22 protein-coding genes and 1 riboswitch are annotated in these 26843 nt (G+C 72.9%); of the genes, 7 read left to right on the forward strand and 15 right to left on the reverse strand.

Annotation, left to right across the window (positions count from 1 at the left end; translation table 11 throughout):
- Positions 1-125: 125 nt before the first annotated feature.
- Together ABEB00_RS30555 and ABEB00_RS30560 are read right to left on the reverse strand one after the other, a co-directional pair.
- The gene (locus tag ABEB00_RS30555; protein ID WP_345623837.1) at positions 126-1355 is read right to left on the reverse strand and encodes a sensor histidine kinase; all 1230 of its coding nucleotides are present in this window, start codon (positions 1353-1355) and stop codon (positions 126-128) included.
- A gap of 6 nt (positions 1356-1361) precedes the next feature.
- On the reverse strand, positions 1362-2015 hold the full coding sequence (locus tag ABEB00_RS30560; RefSeq protein ID WP_007387794.1) for a response regulator transcription factor: 654 nt from the start codon (positions 2013-2015) through the stop codon (positions 1362-1364).
- Positions 2016-2506: 491 nt separating this feature from the next.
- On the opposite strand from ABEB00_RS30560, the gene ABEB00_RS30565 reads away from it, so the two are divergent.
- The gene (locus ABEB00_RS30565) at positions 2507-2680 is read left to right on the forward strand and encodes a hypothetical protein (protein ID WP_345623838.1); all 174 of its coding nucleotides are present in this window, start codon (positions 2507-2509) and stop codon (positions 2678-2680) included.
- Positions 2681-2756: 76 nt separating this feature from the next.
- Here ABEB00_RS30565 and ABEB00_RS30570 read toward each other — a convergent pair whose 3' ends face one another.
- Together ABEB00_RS30570 and ABEB00_RS30575 are read right to left on the reverse strand one after the other, a co-directional pair.
- The gene (locus ABEB00_RS30570; RefSeq protein ID WP_345623996.1) at positions 2757-3584 is read right to left on the reverse strand and encodes an inositol monophosphatase family protein; all 828 of its coding nucleotides are present in this window, start codon (positions 3582-3584) and stop codon (positions 2757-2759) included.
- Positions 3585-3601: 17 nt separating this feature from the next.
- Entirely contained in the window at positions 3602-4729 is a 1128-nt protein-coding gene (locus tag ABEB00_RS30575) for a ferrochelatase (protein ID WP_345623840.1), read from the reverse strand.
- 239 nt (positions 4730-4968) lie between these two features.
- Here ABEB00_RS30575 and ABEB00_RS30580 point away from each other — a divergent pair, with 239 nt between their 5' ends.
- Together ABEB00_RS30580 and ABEB00_RS30585 are read left to right on the forward strand one after the other, a co-directional pair.
- The gene (locus ABEB00_RS30580; RefSeq protein WP_345623841.1) at positions 4969-6207 is read left to right on the forward strand and encodes an MFS transporter; all 1239 of its coding nucleotides are present in this window, start codon (positions 4969-4971) and stop codon (positions 6205-6207) included.
- The gene (locus ABEB00_RS30585; protein ID WP_345623842.1) at positions 6167-7486 is read left to right on the forward strand and encodes a D-arabinono-1,4-lactone oxidase; all 1320 of its coding nucleotides are present in this window, start codon (positions 6167-6169) and stop codon (positions 7484-7486) included. Before ABEB00_RS30580 ends, ABEB00_RS30585 begins: the two co-directional genes overlap by 41 nt.
- Here ABEB00_RS30585 and ABEB00_RS30590 read toward each other — a convergent pair.
- On the reverse strand, positions 7410-8288 hold the full coding sequence (locus ABEB00_RS30590; RefSeq protein ID WP_345623843.1) for an ICP22 family protein: 879 nt from the start codon (positions 8286-8288) through the stop codon (positions 7410-7412). The two genes, ABEB00_RS30585 and ABEB00_RS30590, sit on opposite strands and share 77 nt — an antisense overlap.
- Before the next feature lie 489 nt (positions 8289-8777).
- Between ABEB00_RS30590 and sepH the strand changes: the two genes are divergently transcribed.
- Complete coding sequence (gene sepH, locus ABEB00_RS30595; RefSeq protein ID WP_345623844.1) at positions 8778-9821, forward strand: septation protein SepH; 1044 nt, start codon at positions 8778-8780, stop codon at positions 9819-9821.
- A gap of 144 nt (positions 9822-9965) precedes the next feature.
- Here the strand turns inward: sepH and ABEB00_RS30600 are convergent, their stop codons facing one another.
- Complete coding sequence (locus ABEB00_RS30600; protein ID WP_345623846.1) at positions 9966-10817, reverse strand: sulfurtransferase; 852 nt, start codon at positions 10815-10817, stop codon at positions 9966-9968.
- A 295-nt stretch (positions 10818-11112) separates the two neighbouring features.
- Here ABEB00_RS30600 and ABEB00_RS30605 point away from each other — a divergent pair, with 295 nt between their 5' ends.
- On the forward strand, positions 11113-11916 hold the full coding sequence (locus tag ABEB00_RS30605) for a VOC family protein (protein WP_345623848.1): 804 nt from the start codon (positions 11113-11115) through the stop codon (positions 11914-11916).
- Between the two features lie 31 nt (positions 11917-11947).
- Here ABEB00_RS30605 and ABEB00_RS30610 read toward each other — a convergent pair whose 3' ends face one another.
- From ABEB00_RS30610 to ABEB00_RS30625, 4 genes are all read right to left on the reverse strand, one after another.
- The gene (locus ABEB00_RS30610) at positions 11948-12598 is read right to left on the reverse strand and encodes a thymidine kinase (protein ID WP_345623850.1); all 651 of its coding nucleotides are present in this window, start codon (positions 12596-12598) and stop codon (positions 11948-11950) included.
- Between the two features lie 47 nt (positions 12599-12645).
- Positions 12646-13839, reverse strand: coding sequence for an alkaline phosphatase family protein (locus ABEB00_RS30615; RefSeq protein WP_345623852.1), 1194 nt, complete (start codon positions 13837-13839; stop codon positions 12646-12648).
- On the reverse strand, positions 13839-14435 hold the full coding sequence (locus tag ABEB00_RS30620; protein WP_345623855.1) for a DUF5998 family protein: 597 nt from the start codon (positions 14433-14435) through the stop codon (positions 13839-13841). The genes ABEB00_RS30615 and ABEB00_RS30620 overlap by 1 nt, the downstream gene beginning before the upstream one ends.
- 63 nt (positions 14436-14498) lie before the next feature.
- Complete coding sequence (locus ABEB00_RS30625) at positions 14499-17378, reverse strand: bifunctional acetate--CoA ligase family protein/GNAT family N-acetyltransferase (RefSeq protein WP_345623858.1); 2880 nt, start codon at positions 17376-17378, stop codon at positions 14499-14501.
- 198 nt (positions 17379-17576) lie between these two features.
- Between ABEB00_RS30625 and ABEB00_RS30630 the strand changes: the two genes are divergently transcribed.
- Positions 17577-17858, forward strand: a complete 282-nt coding sequence (locus ABEB00_RS30630) for an HPr family phosphocarrier protein (protein ID WP_345623860.1) — start codon at positions 17577-17579, stop codon at positions 17856-17858.
- A gap of 189 nt (positions 17859-18047) precedes the next feature.
- On the opposite strand, the gene ABEB00_RS30635 is transcribed toward ABEB00_RS30630, so the two are convergent.
- The 4 genes from ABEB00_RS30635 to ABEB00_RS30650 form a co-directional block, all read right to left on the reverse strand.
- Positions 18048-18743: a GntR family transcriptional regulator gene (locus tag ABEB00_RS30635; protein WP_345623862.1), complete on the reverse strand. Its 696-nt coding sequence runs from the start codon at positions 18741-18743 to the stop codon at positions 18048-18050.
- Between the two features lie 206 nt (positions 18744-18949).
- Positions 18950-19726 carry a M23 family metallopeptidase gene (locus ABEB00_RS30640; RefSeq protein WP_345623864.1) on the reverse strand — a complete coding sequence of 259 codons (777 nt, stop codon included), beginning with the start codon at positions 19724-19726 and terminating at the stop codon, positions 18950-18952.
- 12 nt (positions 19727-19738) lie between these two features.
- Positions 19739-19900: riboswitch (cyclic di-AMP (ydaO/yuaA leader) on the reverse strand.
- A 189-nt stretch (positions 19901-20089) separates the two neighbouring features.
- Complete coding sequence (locus tag ABEB00_RS30645; protein WP_345623866.1) at positions 20090-21478, reverse strand: M16 family metallopeptidase; 1389 nt, start codon at positions 21476-21478, stop codon at positions 20090-20092.
- Positions 21475-22857, reverse strand: a complete 1383-nt coding sequence (locus tag ABEB00_RS30650) for a M16 family metallopeptidase (RefSeq protein ID WP_345623868.1) — start codon at positions 22855-22857, stop codon at positions 21475-21477. Before ABEB00_RS30650 ends, ABEB00_RS30645 begins: the two co-directional genes overlap by 4 nt.
- 356 nt (positions 22858-23213) lie before the next feature.
- Here ABEB00_RS30650 and ABEB00_RS30655 point away from each other — a divergent pair, with 356 nt between their 5' ends.
- Positions 23214-25670, forward strand: coding sequence for a DNA gyrase/topoisomerase IV subunit A (locus ABEB00_RS30655; protein ID WP_345623870.1), 2457 nt, complete (start codon positions 23214-23216; stop codon positions 25668-25670).
- Positions 25671-25760: 90 nt separating this feature from the next.
- Here ABEB00_RS30655 and ABEB00_RS30660 read toward each other — a convergent pair whose 3' ends face one another.
- On the reverse strand, positions 25761-26834 hold the full coding sequence (locus tag ABEB00_RS30660) for a CobW family GTP-binding protein (RefSeq protein ID WP_345623872.1): 1074 nt from the start codon (positions 26832-26834) through the stop codon (positions 25761-25763).
- Positions 26835-26843: the final 9 nt, after the last annotated feature.

The raw sequence follows: 26843 nt of genomic DNA on the forward strand, positions 1-26843 counted from the left end.
ATCCGCCATTGTGATCGATCACACAGGTGAGCACCGGAGCGGTAACCCGAAAATTCCGCTAAAAGCGAACATCCTCGGATGCCGGTGAGGTGATCGGCGCAATGATCTCAGATCGGCGGCCCGTCTCAGACGGGCAGGGTCACCCTCATCACGAGTCCTCCCCCCTCCCGCGGCTGGGCGTAGATGTGCCCGCCGTGCGCGCGGGCCACGGAACGCGCGATGGACAGCCCCAGGCCGACCCCCTTGTCACTGCCCGTGCGCTCGGTGCGCAGCCGCCGGAACGGCTCGAAGAGGTTGTCGATCTCGTACGCCGGCACCACGGGTCCCGTGTTGGTGACCACCAGGACGGCCTGGCCGTGCTCCACCTCCGTGGTGACCTCGACCCAGCCGTCCTCGGTGACGTTGTACCGGACGGCGTTCTGCACCAGGTTCAGGGCGATGCGCTCCAGCAGTACGCCGTTGCCCTGCACCACGGCGGGTGTGCGCCGGCCGTGGAGCCGCACGCCCTTGGCCTCCGCCTCGGCGTGCACCTGGTCGACGGCCTGGCCGGCCACCTCGGCGAGGTCGACGGGCTTGCGCTCGACGATCTGGTTGTCGCTGCGGGCCAGCAGCAGCAGCCCTTCCACGAGCTGCTCGCTGCGCTCGTTGGTGGCGAGCAGGGTCTTGCCGAGCTGCTGCAGCTCCGCCGGGGCGCCCGGGTCGGAGAGGTGCACCTCCAGGAGCGTGCGGTTGATCGCCAGCGGCGTGCGCAGCTCGTGCGAGGCGTTGCCGACGAAGCGCTGCTGGGCGGTGAAGGCCCGCTGGAGGCGGGCCAGCATGTCGTCGAAGGTGTCCGCCAGCTCCTTCAGCTCGTCGTCCGGGCCGTCCAGCTCGATCCGGCGGGAGAGGTCGGAGCCGGCCACCGCGCGTGCGGTGCGGGTGATGCGGCCCAGCGGCGACAGAACGCGGCCGGCCATGGCGTAACCGAAGGCGAAGGCGATCACGGCGAGGCCGAGCAGGGCCAGCAGGGAGCGGCTGAGGAGGCTGTCCAGGGCGTGCTGGCGCTCCTCGTTGACGCACGCGTTCATCGCGGTGTTGAACTCGCTGGGCGGGGCCTGGTCCGGCAGGTTGCAGATGCTGCTGGTGACCTTGCCCTCAGTGATCTTGAAGGGCAGGTCGCTGCCCGGGTTCAGCGCCTGGGCCGCCAGCAGGTAGATGATCGACAGCAGCAGGATGCCGGCGATCAGGAACATGCCGCCGTACAGCAGCGTGAGCCTTATCCGGATGGTCGGGCGCAGCCACGGGAAGGGGGCGGCCGGGCGGGGGTCCCAGGTGGGCTTCGGCGGCGCCTGGGGAGGCGCGGGTGATGCGGCCACGGGCGATCAGATCCGGTAGCCGGAGCCGGGCACGGTGACGATCACCGGCGGCTCGCCCAGCTTGCGGCGCAGGGTCATCACGGTCACCCGGACGACGTTGGTGAACGGGTCGGTGTTCTCGTCCCACGCCTTCTCCAGGAGCTGCTCGGCCGAGACGACCGCGCCCTCGCTGCGCATGAGGACCTCCAGGACGGCGAACTCCTTGGGCGCGAGCTGCACCTCCTTGCCGTCGCGGAAGACCTCGCGGCGGTTGGGGTCGAGCTTGATCCCGGCGCGCTCCAGCACCGGCGGCAGGGGTACGCTGGTGCGCCGCCCGAGGGCGCGCACGCGCGCGATCAGCTCGCTGAACGCGAAGGGCTTGGGCAGGTAGTCGTCGGCGCCGATCTCCAGCCCCTCGACCCGGTCGCTGACGTCGCCGGAGGCCGTGAGCATCAGCACGCGGGTGGGCATGCCGAGTTCGACGATTCTGCGGCAGACGTCGTCGCCGTGGACGAGCGGGAGGTCGCGGTCGAGGACGACCACGTCGTAGTCGTTGACGCCGATGCGCTCCAGGGCGGCCGCTCCGTCGTACACGACGTCGACGGCCATGGCTTCCCGGCGCAGGCCGGTGGCCACCGCATCGGCGAGCAGTTGCTCGTCCTCGACGACGAGTACGCGCACGTCGCTTGTCCTTCCTCTGTCCCCGCGCGGCGGCGCCAGACGGGCGCACGCGGCCAGGGGTCCGGTGGGTGTGTTGACCTCCATCCTGCCCTTTTCGGTCATAAGTCGGCGGTAAGGCGGGAGCGGGCCGGGAAGTGGCCCGGGAGGGAGGCCGGGAGGGAGGCCGGGAAGTGGCCCGGGAGGGAGGCCGGGACCCGGTTCCGGGCCGAGTGCCGGTGCGGCTCGGGAATGCCGGATTTTCTCGTGCGGTTGAGGTTTCCACGGAAGGGAGCGGGGGGAGGACGGCTTTACACCCCGCGATCACGCTCTGCCTGTACCGCACGACCAGCGGTGCGCAGCGACCGTTCGCCGCAGGGCGGGCGTGGGTGTCCGGCACCGTCGCCGCCCGGCCGCGCGGCGCTGGGCACCTGTGACGACGTGATCGCCCCTCCCGAACCGGCACACCCCCGTGCCACCGACCCGACCCACGACCCAGGACGAGGGGGCGCAGCATGGACGCTTTCACCACAGGACTTCTGCAGCGCATAAAGACGACCGAGTCCGACCTCTCGCGGGCCCGTGACGAGGGCGACGAGTTCCTTGTCGACGTCGAACTCGGCGAGCTGGACGACCTTCACCGCCTCGCCGCCGAGCACGGCGTGGAGGTAGGCGTGTTCAGCCTCTGAACGGCCCCGCGAGCGCACAGAGCTGTACCCCGGCGAATCCAGCGCCGGGGTACGGCTTTTTCCGGGGCGGGCCCGGTCAGTCGTGCCAGGCGCCGAGGTCCTCCAGGAGGCGCTGGAGGGGCCCGAAGACGCCGGGAGTGGCGGCCACCGTCAGTTCCCGTCCGGGGCGCTCTCCGGGGCGTCCACCGGTCAGCGCGCCCGCCTCCCGGGCGATGAGGTCGCCCGCGGCGAGGTCCCAGGGGTGCAGTCCGCGCTCGTAGTAGCCGTCGAGGCGGCCGGCCGCGAGGTCGCACAGGTCGATGGCGGCCGAGCCGCCGCGCCGGATGTCGCGCAGCAGCGGGATCAGCCGCTGGGCGACGTCGGCCTGGTGGGCGCGGACCTCGGTGACGTAGTTGAAGCCGGTGGAGACCAGGGACTGGTCCAGGGGCGGCGCGGGCCGGCAGGTGAGCCGGCGCTCGCCGTCCCGGGCACCGGTCGCCCAGGCCCCGCCGCCGCGCACCGCGTGGTACGTCTCCTGGCGCATCGGGGCGGCGACCACCCCGGCGACGGTCTCGCCGTCCTGTTCGGCGGCGATGGAGACGGCCCAGGTGGGCAGCCCGTACAGGTAGTTGACGGTGCCGTCGAGCGGGTCGATCACCCAGCGGACGCCGCTGGTGCCCTCCGAGGAGGCGCCCTCCTCGCCGAGGAAGCCGTCGTCCGGGCGCCGGTCGGCGATCAGCCCGGTGATCAGCTTCTCCGCCGCGATGTCCATCTCGGTGACGACGTCGATCGGGCTGGACTTGGTGGCGGCGACCGCGAGGTCGGCGGGGCGCCCGTCCCGCAGCAGTTCGCCGGCGCGGCGGGCGGCCTCCTGGGCGATCCGGAGCAGTTCGGTGTGCGCGGGGTCGGTCTCGGGGTCGGTCACGTCGGTCACGGCGTTCCTCAGGCGTAGGGGCTGTCGGCGCCGGCGGCGGCGGGGCGCGGCGCGCGGGCCGGGCAGCAGTTCACCGGGCACAGGTGGTGGGAGGGCCCGAGCGCGCCGAGGGCGCACGGCGTGACCGGCCGGCCGCGTTCGGCGGCGGCGCGCTCCAGGACCAGGTCGCGGACGGCGGCGGCGAACCGGGGGTCGGCACCGACCGTCGCCGAGCGGCGCACCGGCAGCCCCAGCTCCCCGGCCTTCGCCTCGGCCTCGGTGTCGAGGTCGTAGAGGACCTCCATGTGGTCGGAGACGAAGCCGATCGGTGCCATGACGACCGCCGGGGCCCCGGCCGCGTGCCGCTCCTCCAGGTGGTCGCAGATGTCCGGCTCCAGCCACGGGATGTGCGGGGCGCCGGAGCGGGACTGGTAGACGAGCTGCCAGGGGTGGTCGACGCCGGTGCGCTCACGGACGGCGTCGGCGATCACCTGGGCCACGTCCAGGTGCTGGCGTACGTACGCGCCGCCGTCGCCGTGTGCCTCGGGCGGGCCGGAGGTGTCCGCGGCGGCGGTCGGGATGGAGTGGGTCGTGAACGCGAGGTGGGCGCCGTCCCGCAGCTCCTCGGGGAGGTCGGCCAGGGACCGGAGCACGCCCTCGGTCATCGGCTCCACGAAACCGGGGTGGTTGAAGTAGTGGCGCAGCTTGTCGATCGCGGGGGGCTCCAGGCCCTCCTCGCGCAGGGCGGCCACGGCGTCGGCGAGGTTCTCGCGGTACTGCCGGCAGCCCGAGTAGGAGGCGTAGGCGCTGGTGGCGAGGACGAGGACGCGGCGCCGGCCGTCGCGGACCAGGTCGCGCAGGGTGTCCGTGAGGTAGGGCGCCCAGTTGCGGTTGCCCCAGTAGACGGGCAGGTCCAGGCCGTGCTCGGCGAAGTCCTCGCGCAGGGCGTCGAGCAGGGCGCGGTTCTGGTCGTTGATCGGACTGACCCCGCCGAACAGGAAGTAGTGCTGACCGACTTCCTTGAGCCGTTCGGTGGGGATGCCGCGCCCGCGCGTCACGTTCTCCAGGAACGGCACCACGTCGTCGGGACCTTCCGGACCGCCGAAGGAGAGCAGGAGCAGGGCGTCGTAGGGGGAGGCGTCGAGCACGTCTGGCATGGCTCCGATCCTGCCACCCCGCACTGACAGCACGAGCAAGGCGGGGGGGGTCCCGCGTGCCGGGGCCCGCGCGGCCGGTGCCGCGCGGGCCGTCCGGAACAGCCCGGGGCTGCCGCGACGGCCAGTTCTGGAGGATGCGCGGAGTCCGACCCGTCGGTAAGCTGTATCGGTTGTGTTCGCACCTTACTGAGCTGCCGTCGCACGTCCTCGGCCGCGCCGATCCGCCTTCGGAGACCCCGTTGCCCAGCCCCTACCGCGCCCTGTTCGCCGCCCCCGGCTCCACGGCCTTCTCCACCGCGGGCTTCCTCGGCCGCATGCCGCTGTCGATGATGGGCATCGGCGTGGTGACCATGGTGTCGCAGCTCACCGGCCGCTACGGGCTGGCCGGCGCGCTCTCCGCCACCATCGCGCTGGCGGCCGCGGTGTGCGGCCCCCAGGTTTCACGGCTGGTGGACCGCTACGGGCAGCGGCGGGTGCTGCGGCCCGCGACGCTGGTCTCGCTGACCGCGGCGACCGGGCTGCTGCTCACCGCGCACTTCCGGTGGCCGGACTGGCTGCTGTTCGTGTGCTGCGTCGGCATAGGGTGCGTGCCCAGTCTCGGCGCGATGGTCCGGGCCCGCTGGGCGGCCCTGTACCGGGGCACCCCCCGGCTGCACACCGCGTACTCCTTCGAGTCCGTGGTGGACGAGGTCTGCTTCATCTTCGGGCCGATCCTCTCCATCGGCCTGTCCACCGCCTGGTTCCCCGAGGCCGGGCCGCTGCTGGCCGCCTGCTTCCTGGCGGTGGGCGTCTTCTGGCTGACCTCGCAGCGGGCCACCGAGCCGGTGCCGCACCCGCGCGCGGAGCGCGGCGGCGGCAGCGCGCTGCGCTCGCGCGGGCTCCAGGTCTTCGTGGCCACGTTCGTCGCGACCGGCGCGGTCTTCGGGTCGATCGACGTGGTCACCGTCGCTTTCGCCGAGGAGCGGGGTCACAAGGCCGCCGCCAGCCTCGTCCTCGCGGTGTACGCGGCGGGGTCGTGCGTGGCGGGCATGGTGTTCGGGCTGATGCGCTTCGCGGGAGCGCCGGAACGCCGCTGGCTCCTGGGGGTCTGCGCGACGGCCGTGAGTATGATCCCCCTCCTACTGGTCGGAAGCCTGCCGTTTCTGGCCGTGGCGCTGTTCGTTGCGGGTCTGTCCATCGCTCCCACGATGATCACGACCATGTCCCTCATCGAAGAGCACGTACCACGCGCGCAGCTCACCGAGGGCATGTCCTGGGTGAGCACCGGGCTCGCGGTCGGCATCGCGCTCGGCTCCTCCGCGGGCGGCTGGGTGATCGACACGGCCGGTGCGCGCGCGGGGTACGGGGTTCCGGCGGTGGCCGGGGCCGTCGCGGTCACGGTCGGCTTCCTCGGGTACCGCCGGCTCACACGGCCGGCCCCGCGTCGGGGAGGGACCGTTGAGCAGCACAGCGAGCGGCAGGAACGGCACATGGCGTAACTGGGGCGGAAACGTCACTTCGCGCCCCGCGCGGGAGGTCGCCCCCGCCTCGGTCGACGAACTGGCCCACGCGGTGCGCGGCGCCGCCGAGGACGGGCTGACGGTCAAGGCGGTGGGCGCCGGGCACTCGTTCACGTCCATAGCGGCCACCGACGGCGTGCTGATACGTCCTCACCTGCTGACCGGCATCCGCCACATCGACCGCGAAGCCATGACCGTCACCGTGGAGGCCGGCACCCCGTTGCGCCGGCTCAACCTGGCCCTCGCGCGTGAGGGGCTGTCGCTGACGAACATGGGCGACATCATGGAGCAGACCGTCTCGGGGGCGACCGGCACCGGCACCCACGGCACGGGCCGCGACTCCGCCTCGATCGCCGCCCAGATCCGGGGCCTCGAACTGGTCACCGCGGACGGCTCGGTCCGTACCTGCTCCGCGCACGAGCACCCGGAGATCTTCGCCGCCGCCCGGATCGGCCTCGGCGCCCTCGGGATCGTCACCGCGCTCACCTTCGCCGTCGAGCCGCTCTTCCTGCTCACCGCGCGTGAGGAGCCGATGCCGCTGGACCGGGTCCTCGCCGACTTCGACGCCCTGTGGGCGGAGAACGAGCACTTCGAGTTCTACTGGTTCCCGCACACCGGGAACACCAACACCAAGCGCAACAACCGCAGCGCCGGGCCCGAGCGGCCGGTCGGGCGGCTCAAGGGCTGGTTCGAGGACGAGTTCCTCTCCAACGGCGTCTTCCAGGCCGCGAACTGGATGGGGCGCGCCGCGCCCGCCGCGGTGCCGCCGATGGCCCGGATCTCCAGCAGGGCGCTCTCCGCGCGTACCTACACCGACATCCCGTACAAGGTCTTCACCTCACCGCGCCGGGTGCGCTTCGTAGAGATGGAGTACGCGGTGCCGCGCGCGGCCGTGGTGGAGACGCTGCGCGAGCTGAAGGCGATGGTGGACCGCTCCCCGCTGCGGATCAGCTTCCCCGTCGAGGTGCGCACCGCACCGGCCGACGACATCACCCTCTCCACCGCCTCCGGCCGGGACACCGCCTACATCGCCGTCCACATGTTCCGGGGCACGCCCTATGGGCCGTACTTCAGCGCCGCCGAGCGCGTCTTCACCGCGCACGAGGGCCGGCCGCACTGGGGGAAGGTGCACACCCGGGACGCCGGGTACCTCTCCCGGGTGTATCCGCGCTTCGGCGAGTTCACGGCGCTTCGAGACCGTCTGGACCCTGATCGCCGGTTTCTGAACGATCACTTGCGGAGGGTGCTGGGGCCGTAGCGGAGGTGCCCGGGCCGGCGGTCGCGCCGTCGCCGGAGGCCTGGCCGCCGTCGGTGGCGCTCGGCGCCGGGGTCGTCCCGGAGGCCGGGCCGTCCGGTGCCGCGGAGCCGCTGCCCGGGGCCACGCCGCTCGCCCCGGTGCTCGGCGATCCGGACGGGGCGGCCGTCGGGGCGTCGTCGCCGGAGCCGGTGGCGCCGGACTCCCCCGGCGCCGGGGAGGGCGAGGTGTCCGGCGACCCGCCGGTGCCGTCCGGCTCGTCCTCGTCCGAGCCGTCCGTGCCGGAGGAGGACGCGCTGTGGCCGGAGAGGGCGTTGCTCACCGTGGTGCTCCCCCCGCCGCTCAGGTTGTGGCCGGAGAGCAGTTCGTAGGCGGTGATGCCGCCCATGGCGACGCCGAAGACCAGGGCCGCCGCGAGCAGCGGCCGCTTCCAGCCCCTGACCCGGGCGCGGTAGACCGTGCCCGGGGTGAACTCACCGGTGGGCGGTGACGGCCACGAGCCGCTCGCGGCGACGGCCGCCCGGCCGCCCGCCCGGGGCTGCTCGGCGGGGCGCCTGACCCGCAACTGCTCTCCGGTGCGCTTGAAGAAGTGCTGGAAGACCGAGCCGCCGCAGGTGGCGACCACGCTGATCAGTCCGGCACCGAGGATCGTGCCGTACACGCCGAAGGAGGAGGCCAGCTTGGCGGCGATCACCGCCGACAGGGCACTGCCCGCGACCTGCGGCACGCTCAGGTCGATCCGTCCGCGCTCCTCCGCGCCGCCGGGTTCGCCCGGACTCCCGTCCAGGATCGGCGTCCCGTCCACGCCTTCGGACCTTTCCCGCATCACCGGACCTTCCCGTCTTTCCTGCCTGTTTCCATGACTGCACTAGAGGGACGTGCGGCCAGAACCTTAAGTTCCGTTTCTGGTGATTGCGTGAAGTTCGCCACGCGCAAGATCGAAAGGGTGGGTCCGGGGCAGTCGCGAGGGAGTGCGCCCCGGAAGTCGGGCGGCGCGCCGAACCACGCACTTGGCCCAAATGGAGTACTGTGGCGAGCCCTGGGCATCGGTCTCCTGTCAGGGAGAACGCGGCCTGCGAGGACCGCCGGGAGGGGGACTGCGTGCACAGGGTGAGGCAGTTGGTCACTCAGCGTTGCGAATAGGTAACCGTGCCATAACGGCGAGTCCGGGCCAGTGCCCGACACGCCGGGCAACCCGGCAAGGTTGTGGCAGGCTGCACCCGGGCAGGCCACACTCGACAGAGCGGAAGCAGCGACGCACGTGACGTCGGCAGGCACCACCCGGGAGGTCCCCATGCCCGAACTGCGTGTCGTGGCCGTCTCGAATGACGGCACACGGCTGGTGCTGAAGGCTGCGGACTCGACGGAGTACACCCTTCCGATCGACGAGCGGCTGCGCGCCGCCGTGCGCGGTGATCGTCCCCGCCTGGGCCAGATCGAGATCGAGGTGGAGAGCCATCTCCGCCCCCGCGACATCCAGGCGCGTATACGAGCCGGGGCGACCGCGGAAGAGGTCGCCCAGATGGCGGGCATCCCCGTCGATCGAGTCCGCCGCTTCGAAGGTCCCGTACTGGCCGAGCGCGCCTTCATGGCCGAGCGGGCCCGTAAGACACCCGTCCGGCGCCCCGGGGAGAACTCCGGGCCGCCGCTGGGCGAGGCCGTCCAGGAGCGGCTGCTGCTGCGCGGCGCCGACAAGGACACCGTCCAGTGGGACTCCTGGCGCCGTGACGACGGGACCTGGGAGGTGCTGCTCGTCTACCTGGTCGCGGGTGAGCCGCACTCGGCGAGCTGGACGTACGACCCGCCCCGTCGCCTCGTCCAGGCCGTCGACGACGAGGCGCGCTCGCTGATCGGCGAGTCCGACGATCTCGCCGCGCCCGAACCCAGCTTCCCCTTCGTCCCGCGCATCGCCCGGCTCCCGCGCGACCGGCCGCTGGACCGGCCCCTCGACCGGGAGCGGCCGGGCCTGCCCCCGGCCGCGGAGGTCATGGAGGAGGGCGCCGGCGAGCGGGACTCGCTGACCAGCCTGCTGGAGGCGGTGCCGAGCTTCCGGGGCGACCTGGTGGTGCCGGAGCGTCCGGCTGCCACGCCCGAGCCCGTGGAGGAGCCGGCGGAGGAACCGGAGGCCGAGGAGCCCCCGGCCCCCGCGGCGTCCGCCGGTGCCGGTTCCGCCTACGCCGACGTGCTCATGCCGCGCTCCGTGACCAGCCACCGGGACCGGCTCGTCGGTTCCACCGACCGCCAGGCCGAGGCGGACGGGGTCCGGCCCGGCCGCCGGGCGGCGGTGCCGAGCTGGGACGAGATCGTGTTCGGGACACGGCGCAAGAAGCAGGAGTAGCCGTACGCGCGGGCGGGTGCCGGTCACGGCTGGCACCGGTGCTCGCGTCGGTGTGATCGCCGCGTCAGGCGGGCCGAGCAGGGGCCGCTCCCGCCGGGGAGCGGCCCCTGCTCCGTGTGGCCGGGGTCCGGCCGGCTCCGGCGGTTACTGCGGTTCCGGCCCCGTGGCGACCGGGCGGCGCGGGTCCGCGGACCACTCCGACCAGGAACCCGCGTACAGCGCGGCCGGAATGCCCGCCACCGTCAGCGCCAGTACCTCGTGGGCGGCGGAGACGCCCGAGCCGCAGTACACGCCCACCTCGGTGTCCCCGCCGGCGCCCAGCTCCTTGAAGCGGGCCTGGAGTTCCCCGGCGGGCAGGAACCTTCCGTCGGGGGCCGTGTTCCGCGCGGTCGGTGCGGAGACCGCGCCCGGGATGTGACCGCCGACCGGGTCGATCGGCTCGACCTCACCCCGGTACCGCTCCCCCGCGCGGGCGTCCAGCAGCAGCCCGGACCGCGCCAGCGCCGCGGCGCCGTCGGCGTCCAGCAGCCCCGTCGCGCCGGGCACCGGCTCGAAGTCACCCGGCGCGGGCGACGGCTCGTCGGTGCTGAGCGGGCCCGGCCAGGCCGGCAACCCGCCGTCGAGGACTCGCACGTCCGGGTGACCCGTCCAGCGCAGCAGCCACCACGCGCGGGCCGCCGCCCAGCCCTGGCCGCCGTCGTACGTGACGACCGGCCGGCCGGCCGACACACCCGCCCGGCGCATGGCGGCGCCGAACTCCGCGAGACCGGGCAGCGGGTGCCTGCCGCCCGCCCCGGGCGCGGCGGCCAGCTCCCGGTCCAGGTCGATGTGGACGGCGCCGGGGAGGTGGCCCGACGCGTACTCGGCCCGGCCGTCGAACACGGGCTCACCGGCGGTCTTGGCCACGCTGAGCTGCCAGCGGACGTCGAGCAGGACCGGCGGGCGCGGACCCGCCAGGTCGCTCGCGAGTTCGGTTGCGGAGATGATGGCGTTCATGGGCACCATCCTGGCGTACCGGCTGGCCGCCGTGTCGATGTCGGGCTAATCTGCCCGCCGTGCACGCTCGATCACCATGCGTACGGGATCGGGCACAAGCTGTACAGCCGATCGACACCCGTCAACCGTCGCCCGGAAGCGGACAGGTATCCGCCCGGCGTGCGTTCTCCCAGCCGGGAAGGGCCGGACCGGCACCACCGGAGTGTGCCGGTCCTCGGTCGGTGCCGGTCTCGGCACGGGGGCCGTCGGAGCGGAAACGACCCGGCCACCGCGAGGGGCCGAGAAGGAAGTGACGATGACCGAGGCACCGGGGTCCGCCGGCCGGCACGGCGATCAGCACGCCCGGCACACGCCCGGCACGCCCTGCTGGGTGAGTCTGATGGTGCACGGGCTGGCCGCCACCCAGGCGTTCTACTCCGCGCTGTTCGACTGGGAGTTCCAGCCCGGCCCCCAGCAGCTCGGCCCCTATGTGCGGGCCCTGCTGGACGGGCGGGAGGTGGCGGGCATCGGCCAGTTGCCCCCGGACCGGCATCTTCCCCTGGCGTGGACGCCGTACCTCGCCTCGGACGACGTGGACCGCACGGCCCACACCGTCCGGCTGAGCGGCGGCACGGTCGCCGTGGGACCACTGGACGCCGCCGATGCCGGACGGATGGCGATCGGCTCCGACCCGGCGGGCGCCGTCTTCGGCATCTGGCAGGCGGCGGACCACCTCGGCACGTCGCTCTCCGGCCCGCCCGGCACACCCGCCTGGAACGAGCTGGTGACCTACGAGACGACAAGCGTCGCCAAGTTCTACGAGACGGCCTTCGGCCTCCGCCAGGAGGCGGTGCTCGCCGCCGGCTTCGACTACGTGAACCTGCGGGCCGGCGGCAGGCCGGTGGCCGGCATCCACGGGGTGGGCACCGCCCTGCCCCGCGACCGGGGGCCGCACTGGGTGACGTACTTCGAGGCGGCGGACGTGACCGAGGCCGCGGCGCACCTCACCGACCTCGGCGGGCGGGTCGTCCGGCCGGTGCGGGAGACCGCGCAGGGACGCGTGGTGATGGTGGCCGATCCGGAGGGGGCCCGGTTCGCGCTGCTGCAGAGCGCGCGGTGAGGCGGGGGCTCCGGCTCGGACGGGCTCGGTCTCAGGCGGGCGACATCGGGAGCACGTCCGGTGAGAGTGCCGCCGCGTGTGCCGTCGCGGCGGTCGCGCGACGCCGGTGGTGGCGCCGGCAGAGCACCTCGTAGCCGATCACGTCCACGGACTGGTCGACGTCGCCGACGACCACCTGGGCGCCCTCGACGACCATGACGCCGCCTATCGTGCGGGCGTTGTGCGTGGCGCGCTCCCCGCACCAGCACAGCGCCTCCACCTGGAGCACCTCGACCCGGTCGGCCAGCTCCACCAGCCGCTGGGAGCCCGGGAACAGCTTGGAGCGGAAGTCGGTGGTGATGCCGAAGGCGTAGACGTCCCGGTCGAGGTCGTCCACCACGCGTGCGAGCTGGTCGATCTGCTCGGGTGCCAGGAACTGCGCCTCGTCCGCGATCACGTAGTCCGCGCGTCCGCCGCGCGAGAGGTGGCCGACGAGGTAGGCGTACAGGTCGGTGTCGTCCGCCACCTCCACGGCGTCCGTGACCAGGCCGAGCCGCGAGGAGAGCTTGCCCTCGCCCGCGCGGTCGTCACGCGTGAAGATCATGCCGGCCAGACCGCGCGCCGAGCGGTTGTGCTCCATCTGCAGGGCCAGCGTGGACTTCCCGCAGTCCATGGTTCCGGAGAAGAACACCAGCTCGGGCATGACGGGTGAAACACCTTCCGGTAGGGCGGGAGAGACGGTGGTGGGGCTCAGGAACGTACTTCGAGCAGCGGTACGTGCTGCTCGGCGGGGGTCATCGAGCCGTGGTTGCCGGTCATCGCCGACTCCTTCGGCTCCCGCTCGGAGGCGATGAGCAGGACGTCGTCCCGCGCGGCGGCGATCACGTCGCCGAGGCGGCCGTACACCCGTGCCTCCACCTCCGGGCCGAACCAGCCCGCCGCGATCGCCTCGTCCCGTGAGGCGATCCAGAACTGCTCGCCGAGCACCTCGCGCCAGCAGGCCAGCACGTCGTCGTGGGCGCCGGGGACGGCGTAGACGTGCCGGGCGCGGCCCTCGCCGCCGAGGAGGGCGACGCCGGCGCGCAGCTCCCAGTCCTCGTCGAAGTCGACGCGGTGGTCCTCGTCGAAGGGCACGTCGACCATGCCGTGGTCGGCGGTGACGTAGAGCGCGCTGCGCGGCGGGAGCTGCTCGGCGAGGCGCTGGACGAGCCGGTCGACGCGGCCGAGCTGACCGCGCCAGGCGTCCGAGTCGACGCCGAAGCGGTGGCCCGCGCCGTCGACCTCGGCGTAGTAGGTGTAGATCAGGGAGCGGTCGGCGGCGGCGAGCTGCTCGGCCGCCAGGTCCATGCGCTCCTCGCCGGAGAGCCGGCCGTGGAAGGTGCCGCCGCTGAGCGCGACCTTGGTCAGCGGGGTGTGCTGGAAGGTCGGGGCCGAGACCTGCACGGCGTGCACACCCGCCTCGTGCGCGAGCTGGAAGACGGTGGGGCGGGGCTGCCACGCGTGCGGGTCGGTCCACGGCTGCCAGCGGAGCTGGTTCATCAGCGCGCCGGTGTCCGGATCGCGCACGGTGTAGCCGGGCAGACCGTGGGCGCCGGGGGGCAGGCCGGTGCCGACGGAGGCGAGGGAGGTCGCGGTGGTCGCCGGGAAGCCCGCGGTGACCGGACGTCCGGTGCCGCCGCGCGAGCTGCCCAGGAGGGAGGTCATGAAGGGGGCGTACTCGGGGTGCGCGCGGAGCTGCTCCCAGCCGAGGCCGTCGATCAGGAAGACGCAGTTGCGGTCGGCCGGGGCCAGTTCCTCGATCGTGGCGGCCATGCCGGGCACCTCCATGCCGGCGGCCAGCGTGGGCAGCAGGTCGGCGAGGGAGCCGCTGCCGTACTCGGGGACGGGCGCGGAGGCGACGGGGAGGGGTTCGGGGTGGGTGTCCCAGGCGGTGGGCTGTGCCATCAGTGGCCGGCGTCCGCGGTCGCCTCGGAGAGGGCCTGTGCGAAGTCGAGCGCCTGGCGCACCGTCTCCGGACCGTCGCCGGCCTCGCTGACCCGGAGGCTGAGGTCGTCGGCGGTCGAACTGCCCGTGTAGCCGTGGTCCGCCTCGCAGTTGGGGTCACCGCAGGCGGCGGGCTCCAGGTCGATGCGGGAGACCGCGCCCCAGCCGATGGTCAGCACGATCTCGCGGGGCAGGGTGCCCGGCTTGTACTGCTCGGGGTTGGCGACCACCCGGCTGACGACGATGGAGGAGATCCGGCCGATCTTGACGGACTCCGTGGACGTCGTGGCGTACGGCGTCGGGGAGGTGTCGTCGGCGGCCTGCTCGTCGGTGTGGCTGACGATGAAGCGGTTGTCGGTGAGGACCAGCACGGTCACGTGCCGCCGCACCTCGTTCTGGTCGAACGTGGTCTCCTGGTGGACCAGGTACGACCGGACGGGCTCGCCGCCCACCGCGGCCTCCACCGCCTCGGCCACGAGGGCCGGGTAGTAGCCGCTGCGCTCGATCGCCGCTCGCAGCCCCTGGGTCGTCGTACTGGTCTTGGCCATGACGTCCATCCTACGGTGGCCCACCGACTGCCCGGCACGGCCGGGGACCGTGCCGGTGCGGCCGGCGCGCGCTCAGTACGCCGGGAGCGTGCGCGGGCCGAGGTCGTCGCGGGCCGGGGGCGGCGCGAGGCGGACGGAGGCGCCGAGGACGCTGAGCCCCCGAGGGGCGACCACCACCGGCTCCAGGGTGACCGCCACCACCTCCGGATGGTCGTCGACCAGGCGGGAGACGCGCTGGAGCAGCTCCTGGAGGGCGGCGGTGTCGACCGGGGCCGAACCGCGCCAGCCGAACAGCAGGGGCGCGGTGCGGATCGAACGGATGAGTGAGGTGGCGTCCCGGTCGGTGACCGGGATCAGCCGGTGCGCCATGTCGCCGAGCAACTGGGTGGCGGCCCCGGCGAGGCCGAAGGAGAGCACGGCCCCGGCGGCCGGGTCGATGACGGCCCGTACGACGGTGTCGACGCCGCGGGGGGCCATCGCCTGTACGACCGGCCGCAGTTCGGTGGGCGAGCCGAACAGCTCGGTCAACTCCGTGTACGCCCGTCGCAGTTGTTCCTCGTCCGCGAGGTCGAGGCGTACGCCGCCCAGGTCGGCCCGGTGGCGCAGGTGCGGGGCGGTGGCCTTGAGGGCGACGGGGTGGCCGAGGGCACGCGCGGCGGCGACCGCCTCGTCGGGGGTGGGGGCGGGCAGCGCGCGGTGGAGACGGACGCCGTAGCGGCCGAGGAGTTCGCAGGTGTCCTCCGGGCCGAGGGTGAGGCCCTGGCCGCGTGCGAGGAGGCCCCCGATCAGGGCGGCGGCGCCCTTCTCGTCGACGTCCTCGAACTCCGGGACCTTGCCGGGGTCGGCCGCGTCGCGGCGCCACTGACCGTAGGCGACGGCCTGGGCGAGGGCGCGCACCGCGCGTTCGGCGGCCGGGTAGGCGGGGATGAGGTGGGTGCCTTCGGGGAGCCGGGGGCTGTCGGGGGGCCGTGGGCTGTCGGGGGGCCGGGGGCTGTCGGGGGGCGAGGTGCCTGCCGCGGGCCGGGCGGGGCGGGAGCCGGGGGCGGTGGTGGTGGGGCGCGGGGCCGTGGCGGACTGGGGGGCGGTGCTCGTCGCGGCGGACAGGGCCTCCGCGAGGCCGCCCAGCTCGACGTGGACGACGAGGACCGGCTTGGCGGGGAACTCGGCCGCCGCCGACCGCAGGGCCTCGGCGAGCGCGGCGTCGCCCGCCGAGCCCTCGCCGAGGGCCGGGATCGCGGTCACCGCCACGGCGTCGCAGGTGTCGTCGGCGAGAGCGTGGCGGAGCGCCCGGTGGAAGTCCTCCGGTGCCGCGGCCGTCGACAGGTCGAGCGGGGGCAGCGGTCGCAGCCCCTCCGAGAGGCACGCGTCGTAGGTCAGCAGGCCGAGCGACTCGGAGTTCCCGAGGATCGCGACCCGGGGCCCGGCGGGGAGCGGCTGGCGGGCCAGCAGCAGGCCCGCGTCGACCAGTTCGGTGATGGTGTCGACCCGGATCACGCCGGCCTGCCGCAGCAGGGCGGAGACCGTGGCGTGCGGCAGCCTGGTCGCGCGCACCGCGTGCCCCTGCGGCGCCGGGCCGCCGTGGCGGGCCCCCTGCACCACGACCAGCGGTTTGGCCGCCGCCGTCCGGCGTGCCAGCCGGGTGAACTTGCGCGGGTTGCCGATGGACTCCAGGTACATCAGGGCGACGTCGGTGTCCGGGTCGTCGTACCAGTACTGCAGGACGTCGTTGCCGGAGACGTCGGCGCGGTTGCCCGAGGAGACGAAGGTGGAGACACCGGTGACGCCCGTGACGCCGCCACCGCGCCGGTGCAGGCGCGAGAGCAGGGCGATGCCGATGGCGCCCGACTGGGCGAAGAGCCCGATGCGGCCGGTGCGCGGCATCTCGGGGGCGAGGGAGGCGTTGAGCCGGACCGCGGGCGAGGTGTTGACGACGCCGAAGGCGTTGGGCCCGATGATCCGCATGCCGTACGTACGCGCGTGCCGCACGAGGGCGCGCTGGCGCTCGCGTCCCTCGGGGCCGCTCTCGGCGTACCCGGCGGAGACCACCACCAGCCCCTGCACGCCGTGCTCGCCGCACTCGGTGACGGCCTCGGGGACCTGTGCGGCGGGGACGGCGACGACCGCGAGGTCGACGGGGCCGTCGATGTCCCGTACCGAGCGGTGGGCGGGTACGCCGTCGAACTCCCGCCGCTCCTCGGTGAAGGCGCGGTTCACCGCGTGGAGGCGGCCGGTGAAGCCGGCCTCGCGGATGTTGCCGAGGAGGGTGCGGCCCACGCCGCCCGGGGTGCGGCCGGTGCCGATGACGGCCACGGAGCCGGGGGCGAGGAGCCGCTGCACGGACCGCGCCTCGGCGCGCTGTTCCCGCGCGTACTGCACGGCGAGGGAGCGGTCGGTGGGTTCGAGGTCGAACTCCAGGCGGACGACACCGTCCTCGAAGCTGCGCTTCTGGGTGTACCCGGCGTCCGTGAACACCTTGATCATCTTGTTGTTGGCGGGCAGCACCTCGGCGGCGAACCGCCGGATGCCGCGCTCACGCGCGACGGCGGCGATGTGCTCCAGGAGGGCGGAGGCGACGCCCCGCCCCTGGTGGGCGTCCTGGACGAGGAAGGCGACCTCGGCCTCGTCGGCCGGGGCGCGCGCGGGCGTGCCGTCGGGGCCGATCCGGTCGTAGCGCACGGTCGCGATGAACTCGCCGCCCGCCGTGGCCGCGAGCCCCACCCGGTCCACGAAGTCGTGATGGGTGAAGCGGTGGACGTCCTTGGCGGACAGGCGGGGGTAGGGGGCGAAGAAGCGGTAGTACTTGGACTCGTCGGAGACCTGCTCGTAGAAGCTGACCAGGCGTTCGGCGTCGTCGGCGGTGATGGGGCGCACACGCGCGGTACCGCCGTCGCGCAGCACCACGTCGGCTTCCCAGTGGGCGGGGTACTCGTGCCGGTCCGACGAGGTCTGCATGGGCCCCAGAGTACGGCTCGCGTACGACAACGGCGCGGGGCAGGCTGTGGGGGCGAGGGGGCCGGACCGGGGGCCGCGGCCGGTCCGCGCGCCCGCAAAACGGGCCGCTCCGGGGGCGTGCGCCACGGTGTGGGAAACTGGTCTAGACAACTTTGATCGCCAGACAGACAACCCTGATCACCTGAAGGGCAGCAACATATGGCTGAGCGCCGCGTCAACGTCGGCTGGGCCGAGGGTCTCCACGCCCGCCCCGCCTCCATCTTCGTCCGGGCCGCCACGGCCACCGGTGTTCCCGTGACGATCGCCAAGGCCGACGGTGACCCCGTCAACGCGGCCTCCATGCTGGCCGTCCTGAGCCTGGGCGCCCAGGGCGGCGAGGAGATCGTCCTCGCCTCGGACGCCGAGGGCGCGGACGCCGCGCTGGAGCGCCTGGCGAAGCTGGTCGCCGAGGGGCTCGAGGAGCTTCCCGAGACCGTCTGAACACCTGAACGCCTTATGCAAATGGCGGGGCCGAGCCGATCCGGGTCACCGGACGACTCGGTCCCGCCTTTTACGTGGCAGGGCCGCGGGAAATGCGTCCGACCCATCGGGAAATGGCCGCAGACGCGAGTAGCAGAGCAGCAGAAAAGGACCCCGCCGAATTCCTCTTCTTTGTATACGGCGTTTGTGTTAATGCCGCAGGCTCGGTGTGTTTACGGCACGTTGCGAGTTCCTCACACGCTCCGCGCGTTCGGCTCCCGCGGCGAAGCGCAGGCGGTGCGCCGCGGTCGACCGCTCACCGTGGTGGGAGGTGAGCGTCCGGGCGCGCTCGGCGTCGCCGCGGGCCACCGCGTCCACGATCGCGCCGTGCTCCGCCCAGGACTCCACCGGACCGGCCGCCGCCTCCACGGCGTACATCCAGGCGATCCGGTGCCGCAACTGGGTCAGCGTCGACGTCAGGGCCGGGCTGCCGGCGGCCTGGGCGAGCGTCTCGTGGAACCAGCCCCCCAGGGAGCGCAGATCGTCGCTGTAGCCCCGCCTGGCCCGCTCCTGGCCCAGCCGGACGAGACCCCGCAGCACCTTCAGATGGGCCTCGGTGCGGCGCTGGGCGGCCCGCGCGGCGGCCAGCGGCTCCAGCAGCAGGCGCATCTCCAGGAGGTCGGCGCCCTCCTGCTCGGTCGGTTCCGCCACGCACGCGCCCGCGTGGCGCCGGGTCACCACGAAGCCCTCGGCCTCCAGGGTGCGCAGGGCCTCGCGCACGGGGACGCGGGAGACGCCGTAGCGGCGCGCGAGCAGTTCCTCGGTGAGCCGGCTGCCGCGCTCGTAGACACCCGCGACGATGTCGTCCCGGATCGCCGTGCACACCGAATGCGCCGGAATACGCATGACCGACCTCCGCCTTAATCCCCGTGAAACGTCGACGATTGACGCGTGTTCAGTGACTCTATGGCAATGGGGCGGAATTTCCGATGCCGAGCCGGAATCCATGGCTCTTTTTTGGTCACCTTCGGTCACCGGCCGGCGGAACGCCGAAAGCCCCGGCTCGGTGAGCCGGGGCTTTCGGGTGCTTTCGGATGCCGCGGAACGTGCCGTCAGACGGAGACGCCGTGCGAGCGGAGGTACGCCACGGGGTCGATGTCCGTCCCGTACTCCGCGCCGGTACGGGCCTCGAAGTGCAGGTGCGGTCCGGTGACGTTGCCGGTCGAGCCGGAGACCGCGATCTGCTGCCCCGGGGTGACCGACTGGCCCACCGAGACGCCGATGGACGACAGGTGGCCGTACTGCGTGTACGTCCCGTCGTGCATCTTGACGACGACCTGGTTGCCGTAGGCGCCGCCCCAGCCGGCCTCGACGACCGTGCCGGCGCCGACGGCGTGCACGGAGGTGCCGGAGGCGGCGTGGAAGTCGATGCCGGTGTGGGTGCCGGAGGACCACAGTCCGCTGCTGGCCCGGTACGCGGTGGACACGTAGGAGCTGCTGATCGGCGCCACGTAGGTGTTCAGGAGCTTGCGCTCGGCCGCGCGGGCGGCGCGCTCCTTGGCCTCGTGCGCCTCCTTCGCGGCCTGCTCGGCCGCCTCGGCGGCCCGCTCCCGCGCGGCCTCCTGGGCCTTGCGCTCGGCCTCGGCGTCCTCGGCGGCCTGCCGCTGGGCGGCGGCCTGGGCGTCGATCTGCTCGGCTATGGAGTCACCGATGGTGATGACGGGGGTGAGACCGGTCTGCTCGGGAACCGGCTCGGAGGCGAGCGCCGGCGCCGCGAGGGTGCCTATGACGCCGGTGGTGGCGAGGGCCGCGACACCCGCCGCGCGGGTGGTCGTGCGGTGCATCCGGCCGGGTCGACGGTGCTTCCCGGCGGCGCGCGTGAACGCCATGTACTGGCTGGTCCTTTCCTTCCCTCTCGCCTACCGGGTTAGCTGACGGGTTCGGAGCAGGAAGGTCTCCTACGGACCCCCTCGCGCACGCGCGGGCGTCCGATTCACCCCAGGGACTGTTGGGTCCCCGGCTCCCCTGGCTCGCGCCGTACGGGGACTCGGCGATGACTGTCCGGTGCCGCGGGCGCGGCGCACTGCCTGACGAACAGCCGGGACGAAGCTAAGCGGGAGTGTGTTCATTTCCCAAACGCATCAGGTTTTTTGTCGCGCATCCCACAGAGCAGACAGGCAACCTCCGCCGCAATACGGACAAAAGGCGGCCCCGGTGACACAAGGGTCACCGGGGCCGCCGCACGCGCGGTGCTACTCGGCCGGCACGACGGTGACCTCACCGATGCCGAGGGCCTCGACCGGCGCCTTGATCTGCGCCGCGTCGCCCACCAGGACCGTCACCAGGCGGTCCACCGGGAAGGCGTTGACGACGGCCGCGGTGGCCTCGACGGTGCCGGTCGCGGCGAGTTGCCGGTACAGCGTCGCCTGGAAGTCGTCGGGCAGGTGCTGCTCGACCTGGTCGGCCAGCGTGCCCGCGACGGCCGCCGCGGTCTCGTACTTCAGCGGCGCCACGCCCACCAGATTCTGCACGGCCACGTCGCGTTCGGCGTCGGTGAGACCCTCCGCGGCGAGCGTGCGCAGCACCGTCCACAGGTCCTCGAGGGCGGGACCGGTGTTCGGGGTGTCGATGGAGCCGCTGATGGCGAGCATCGCGGCGCCCGTGCCGTCCGGCGCGGAGCGCAGGACCTGCCCGAACGACCGCACGCCGTAGGTGTAGCCCTTCTCCTCGCGCAGGACGCGGTCCAGGCGGGAGGTGAGGGTGCCGCCCAGGCAGTACGTGCCGAGCACCTGGGCGGGCCACACGCGGTCGTGCCGGTCCGGTCCGGTGCGGCCGATGAGGAGCTGCGTCTGGACGGAACCGGGACGGTCCACGATGACGACCCGTCCGGTGTCGTCGGAGGTGACCGGCGGCACCGGCCGGGCCTCGGCCGCGGGCCCGGTCCAGGCGCCGAGCGTGTCGCCGAGGAGCGCGTCCAGGTCGATGCCGGTGAGGTCGCCGACGACCACGGCGGTGGCGGTGGCGGGTCGGACGTGCCGCTCGTAGAAGGCGCGTACGGCCGAGGAGTCGATGCCCGCGACCGTCTCCTCGCTGCCCTGGCGCGGGCGCGACATGCGCGAGTCGGCCGGGAAGAGCTGCCGGGACAGCTCCTTGGCGGCCCGGCGCGAGGGGTTGGCCAGCTCGTGCGGGATCTCGTCGAGGCGGTTGCGCACCAGCCGCTCGATCTCGCTGTCGGCGAACGCGGGCGCCCTGAGGGCGTCGGCGACCAGGCCGAGCGCCTTGGCGAGGCGGGAGACGGGCACTTCGAGGCTGACCCGTACGCCGGCGTGGTCGGCGTGCGCGTCCAGGGTGGCCCCGCAGCGCTCCAGCTCCGCGGCGAACTCCTCGGCGGAGTGCTTGTCGGTGCCCTCGGAGAAGGCCCGCGCCATGATGGTGGCGACGCCGTCCAGGCCGGCCGGTTCGGCCTCCAGGGGCGCTTCGAGCTGGATCTCGACGGCGACGACCTGCTGTCCGGGGCGGTCGCAGCGCAGGACCGTCAGGCCGTTGTCCAGCGTGCCCCGCTCGGGGGCCGGGAAGGCCCAGGGCTTGGGCTCGCCCGACTGCGGCCGGGGGTGGAACTCCATGGTGGCCAGCTCGGTCACTTGGCCGCCTCCTCGTTCTCGTCGTTCTCGTCGGTGCGGTCCGACGCGTCGGTCTCGTCGGTGGCCCCGGCCTCGGGGGCGGTCGGCTCGTAGACGAGCACCGCGCGGTTGTCTGGGCGCAGCCGGGCCTTGGCGACCTCCTGGACCTCCTCGGCCGTCACCTCCAGCACGCGGCCCACGGCGGTCAGGGCGAGCTGCGGGTCACCGAACAGGACGGCGTACCGGCAGAGTTCGTCGGCGCGGCCCGCGACCGTGCCGAGCCGGTCCAGCCACTCGCGCTCCAACTGGGCCTGGGCGCGCTCCATCTCCTCGGCCGTGGGGCCCTCCTCGGCGAACCGGGCGAGTTCCTCGTCGATGGCGGTCTCGATGACCGGCACCTCGACGTCGCCGGAGGTCTTCACGTCCAGCCAGCCCAGCGAGGGCGCGCCGGCCAGGCGCAGCAGGCCGAAACCGGCCGCCACGGCCGTACGGTCACGGCGGACCAGGCGGTTGTAGAGCCGGGAGGACTCGCCGCCGCCGAGGACGGTGAGGGCGAGGTCGGCCGCGTCGCACGCGCGGGTGCCGTCCTCCGGGAGGCGGTAGGCGGCCATCAGCGCGCGCGCCGGGACCTCCTCCTCGACGACCTCGCGGAGCTGCTCGCCCATGACCTCGGGCAGGGAGCCGTCGCGCGGGGCGGGCTTGCCGTCGTGCGAGGCGATGGAACCGAAGTACTTCTCCACCCAGGCGAGCGTCCGCTCGGGGTCGATGTCGCCGACCACCGAGAGCACCGCGTTGTTCGGCGCGTAGTAGGTACGGAAGAACGCGCGGGCGTCCTCCAGGGTGGCCGCGTCCAGGTCGGCCATCGAGCCGATCGGGGTGTGGTGGTACGGGTGGCCCTGCGGGTAGGCGAGGGCGGTGAGCTTCTCGAACGCCGTGCCGTAGGGGACGTTGTCGTAGCGCTGGCGGCGCTCGTTCTTGACGACGTCGCGCTGGTTCTCCATGGACTCCTCGTCCAGGGCGGCCAGCAGGGAGCCCATGCGGTCGGCCTCCAGCCAGAGCGCCAGCTCCAGCTCGTGGGCCGGCATGGTCTCGAAGTAGTTGGTGCGTTCGAAGCTGGTGGTGCCGTTGAGCGAACCGCCGGCGCCCTGCACCAGCTCGAAGTGGCCGTTGCCCTTGACCTGGGCGGAACCCTGGAACATCAGGTGCTCGAAGAGGTGGGCCAGGCCGGTACGGCCCTTGACCTCGTGGCGCGAGCCGACGTCGTACCAGAGGCACACCGCCGCGACCGGGGTCAGGTGGTCCTCGGAGAGCACCACGCGCAGGCCGTTGGCCAGCCGGTGCTCGGTCGCTGTCAGCCCGCCGGAGCCTGCCTCGGCTGTGGCCGTGTGACCCATGGGCATGTACGTCCCTTCGATCGCGAAACCTCGGGTGGAATCCCGGGTGGAAACCTGGTCGGCTTCATTGATCGGCATCATTGGTCGGAACTGCTGGATTCCTGCCGATCCTGCCACTGTATGCAAGCGTGCGGAGTGCCGGTGAAGTTCCCGGTTCCCGTACGCCGAGAGCGAGCACGGAACGGACCTGCCGGGCGGGTCCGCCCGGCGTCCCCTGCGAGTCCTCCCCGGCCGAGGGCGTACTCTGCGGGCAGCACCGGGCCGACCGCCCGCGACGGGTCCTGGTCGGCCACTGTCAGTGCCCCGGTCCACAATGGACCGCGTCAGATCACCGTTCACGCTTCAGCAAGGAGCCGTCAGCGATGGCCCGCCGTAGTACGAAGACCCCGCCGCCCGACGACCCGTACGAGGAGAAGATCCTCGACATCGACGTCGTCGACGAGATGCAGGGCTCCTTCCTCGAGTACGCGTACTCGGTCATCTACTCCCGTGCTCTGCCGGACGCGCGCGACGGCCTCAAGCCGGTGCACCGCCGCATCGTCTACCAGATGAACGAGATGGGGCTCAGGCCCGAGCGCGGCTACGTGAAGTGCGCGCGGGTCGTCGGCGAGGTGATGGGCAAGCTGCATCCGCACGGCGACGCGTCGATCTACGACGCCATGGTGCGCATGGCCCAGCCGTTCTCGATGCGCGTCCCCCTGGTCGACGGCCACGGCAACTTCGGCTCGCTCGGCAACGACGACCCGCCGGCCGCCATGCGGTACACCGAGGCCCGGATGACCGAGGCGACCAGTCTCATGACGGAGTCGATCGACGAGGACACCGTCGACTTCGCCCCGAACTACGACGGCCAGGAGCAGGAGCCGCAGGCACTGCCCGCCGCCTTCCCCAACCTCCTGGTCAACGGGGCCTCGGGCATCGCCGTCGGCATGGCCACCAACATGCCGCCGCACAACCTGCGCGAGGTGATCTCCGCCGCCCGGCATCTGATCCGGTATCCCGGCGCCGACCTCGAAGCCCTCATGAAGCACGTACCGGGCCCGGACCTGCCCACCGGCGGCCGGATCGTCGGCCTGCCGGGTGTCCGGGACGCCTACGCGTCGGGCCGCGGCACGTTCAAGATCCGCGCGACGGTGACGGTGGAGACCGTGACCGCCCGCCGCAAGGGCCTGGTCGTCACCGAGCTGCCGTTCGCGGTCGGCCCGGAGAAGGTGATCGCCAAGATCAAGGACCTGGTCGGCTCGAAGAAGCTCCAGGGCGTCGCGGACGTCAAGGACCTCACCGACCGCCAGCACGGACTGCGTCTGGTCATCGAGATCAAGAACGGTTTCGTGCCGGAGGCGGTCCTGGAGCAGTTGTACAAGCTGACGCCGATGGAGGAGTCCTTCGGCATCAACAACGTCGCCCTGGTGGACGGCCAGCCGCTGACGCTGGGCCTCAAGGAGCTGCTGGAGGTCTACCTGGACCACCGGTTCACCGTGGTGCGCCGGCGCAGCGAGTTCCGCCGCACCAAGAAGCGGGACCGGCTGCACCTGGTGGAGGGCCTGCTCGTCGCGCTGGTGGACATCGACGAGGTCATCCGCCTGATCCGGTCCAGCGACAACTCCGCGCAGGCCAAGCAGCGCCTGATCGAGCACTTCTCGCTGAGCGACGTGCAGACGCAGTACATCCTGGACACGCCGCTGCGCCGGCTCACCCGGTTCGACCGGATCGAGCTGGAGACCGAGAAGGACCGGCTCAGCACCGAGATCGAGGAGCTGACCCGGATCCTCGACTCCGACGCGGAGCTGCGCAAGCTGGTCTCGGCGGAACTGGCCGCGGTGGCGAAGAAGTTCGGCACCGACCGGCGTACGGTCCTGCTGGAGTCGTCGACCGCCCCGGTGACCACGGTGCCGCTGCAGGTGGCGGACGACCCGTGCCGGGTGCTGCTCTCCTCCACCGGGCTGCTGGCCCGTACGGCCGACGGCGCGCCCTTCCCGAAGGAAGCGGGCGCCAAGCGGGTGAAACACGACGTGATCGTGTCGGCGGTGCAGGCCACGGCCCGGGGCGAGGTGGGCGCGGTGACCTCGGCGGGCCGCCTGCTTCGGATCGACGTGGTCGACCTCCCGCAGCTTCCCGGGGAGATGGCGCCGCCCAACCTGTCGGGCGGCGCCCCGCTGGCGGAGTTCGTCTCCCTGGCGGACGACGAGACGGTGGTCTGCCTGACCACGCTGGACGAATCGTCGCCGGGCCTCGCGCTCGGCACCGAGCAGGGCGTCGTCAAGCGGGTGGTGCCGGACTACCCGGGGAACAAGGAGGAGCTGGAGGTCATCACCCTCAAGGAGGGCGACCGGATCGTCGGCGCGGTCGAGCTGCGCACCGGCGACGAGGACCTGATCTTCGTCTCGGACGACGCGCAACTGCTGCGCTACCAGGCCGCGCAGGTGCGTCCGCAGGGCCGTCCGGCGGGCGGGGTGGCGGGCATCAAGCTCACCGAGGGCGCGAAGGTCATCTCGTTCACCGCGGTCGACCCGGCGGCGGACGCGGTGGTCTTCACCGTGGCGGGCTCGCGCGGCACCCTGGACGACTCGGTGCAGACCACGGCCAAGCTGACCCCGTTCGACCAGTACCCGCGCAAGGGCCGCGCGACGGGCGGAGTGCGCTGCCAGCGGTTCCTGAAGGGCGAGGACTGCCTCTCCCTGGCCTGGGTGGGCCCCGCGCCGGCCCGCGCCGCGCAGAAGAACGGTACGCCGGTCCCGCTCCCGGAGATCGACCCGCGCCGCGACGGCTCGGGGGTGTCACTGGCGAAGACGGTGTCGGTGGTGGCGGGCCCGGCGTAGCGGTGTCCGCCCGGGCGCCGGTGCAGGACGGTTCGCCCGGGCGCCGGCGAGGGGGGCGCGTGGGGGCAGACGTCAAGTTGTTCTGTCCCCCTAGGGCGTCGGTTCCTCCGGCTCCTCGGGGTACGGCGCCTCCTCCGGGTCCTGTACGTAGCGCAGGACGCCCCACATGCCGTGCTCGTCGGCGTGCGGGGTGTCGCTGCGGCACTCCTGGAGTTCCTTGGCCACGGTGGACGCGTCGAGGCCGGAGCCGATGAGGACCAGTCGGGTGAGTCGTTCCCCGGCCGGAGCCCAGGGCTCCGGATAGAAGCGCAGGAAGCGCCCGACGGCGTGCACGAGGTACCGGTTGCGTTCGTCGTACGGGCCGAGGTCGACGTACCCCTTGATGCGGTACAGGCCCTCCGGCCGGCTGTCGAGGAAGCGCATCAGCCGCCGCGGGTCGAGCGGCACGTCGGAGACGAAGGACAGGCTGTCGTAGGCGGCGTGCAGGTGCTCGGCGTGGCCGCCGGAGCCGGTGTGGTCGTGCAGGTCGTCGAAGGTGAGCTGCCCGACGCGCTCCTCGCCCGGCCGGCAGTCGAAGAGGAACTCGGGGTCGACGCGGCCGTGGGTGGCGGGCACGACGGCCGCCCCGTCGGCGAGCGAGACGACGAGGTCGAGCACTCGTTCGGCGTGCTCGGTCCGGTCGGTCTTGTTGACCACGATGAGGTCGGCGAGGGCGAGATGCCGGTCGATCTCCGGGTGCCGGACCCGCGTGTCGTCGAACTCGGCCGCGTCGACCACCTCGACCAGACCGCCGTAGACGATCCCCGTCAGTTCGCTGGCGAGCAGCATGCGCACCAGTTCCTGCGGCTCGGCGAGGCCGCTGGCCTCGATGACGATGATGTCGACGCCGGCGTCCGGCCGGGCCAGCCGCTCCAGGTAGACGTCGAGTTCACCGGGGTCGACGGCGCAGCACAGACAGCCGTTGCCGAGCGAGACGGTGGAGTCGCCGAGCGCGCCGGCCACCGCCATCGCGTCGATCTCGATCGCCCCGAAGTCGTTGACGATCGCCCCGATCCGGCTGCCCTTGGAACGGTGCAGGAGATGGTTGAGCAGTGTGGTCTTTCCGGAGCCGAGGAATCCGGCGAGGATGACGACCGGGATCTGCGGGCTCGGGTTCTGCCCCACTGTGCGACC

The sequence above is a fragment of the Streptomyces ziwulingensis genome (genome assembly GCF_039542605.1).
GTDB lineage: Bacteria > Actinomycetota > Actinomycetes > Streptomycetales > Streptomycetaceae > Streptomyces > Streptomyces ziwulingensis.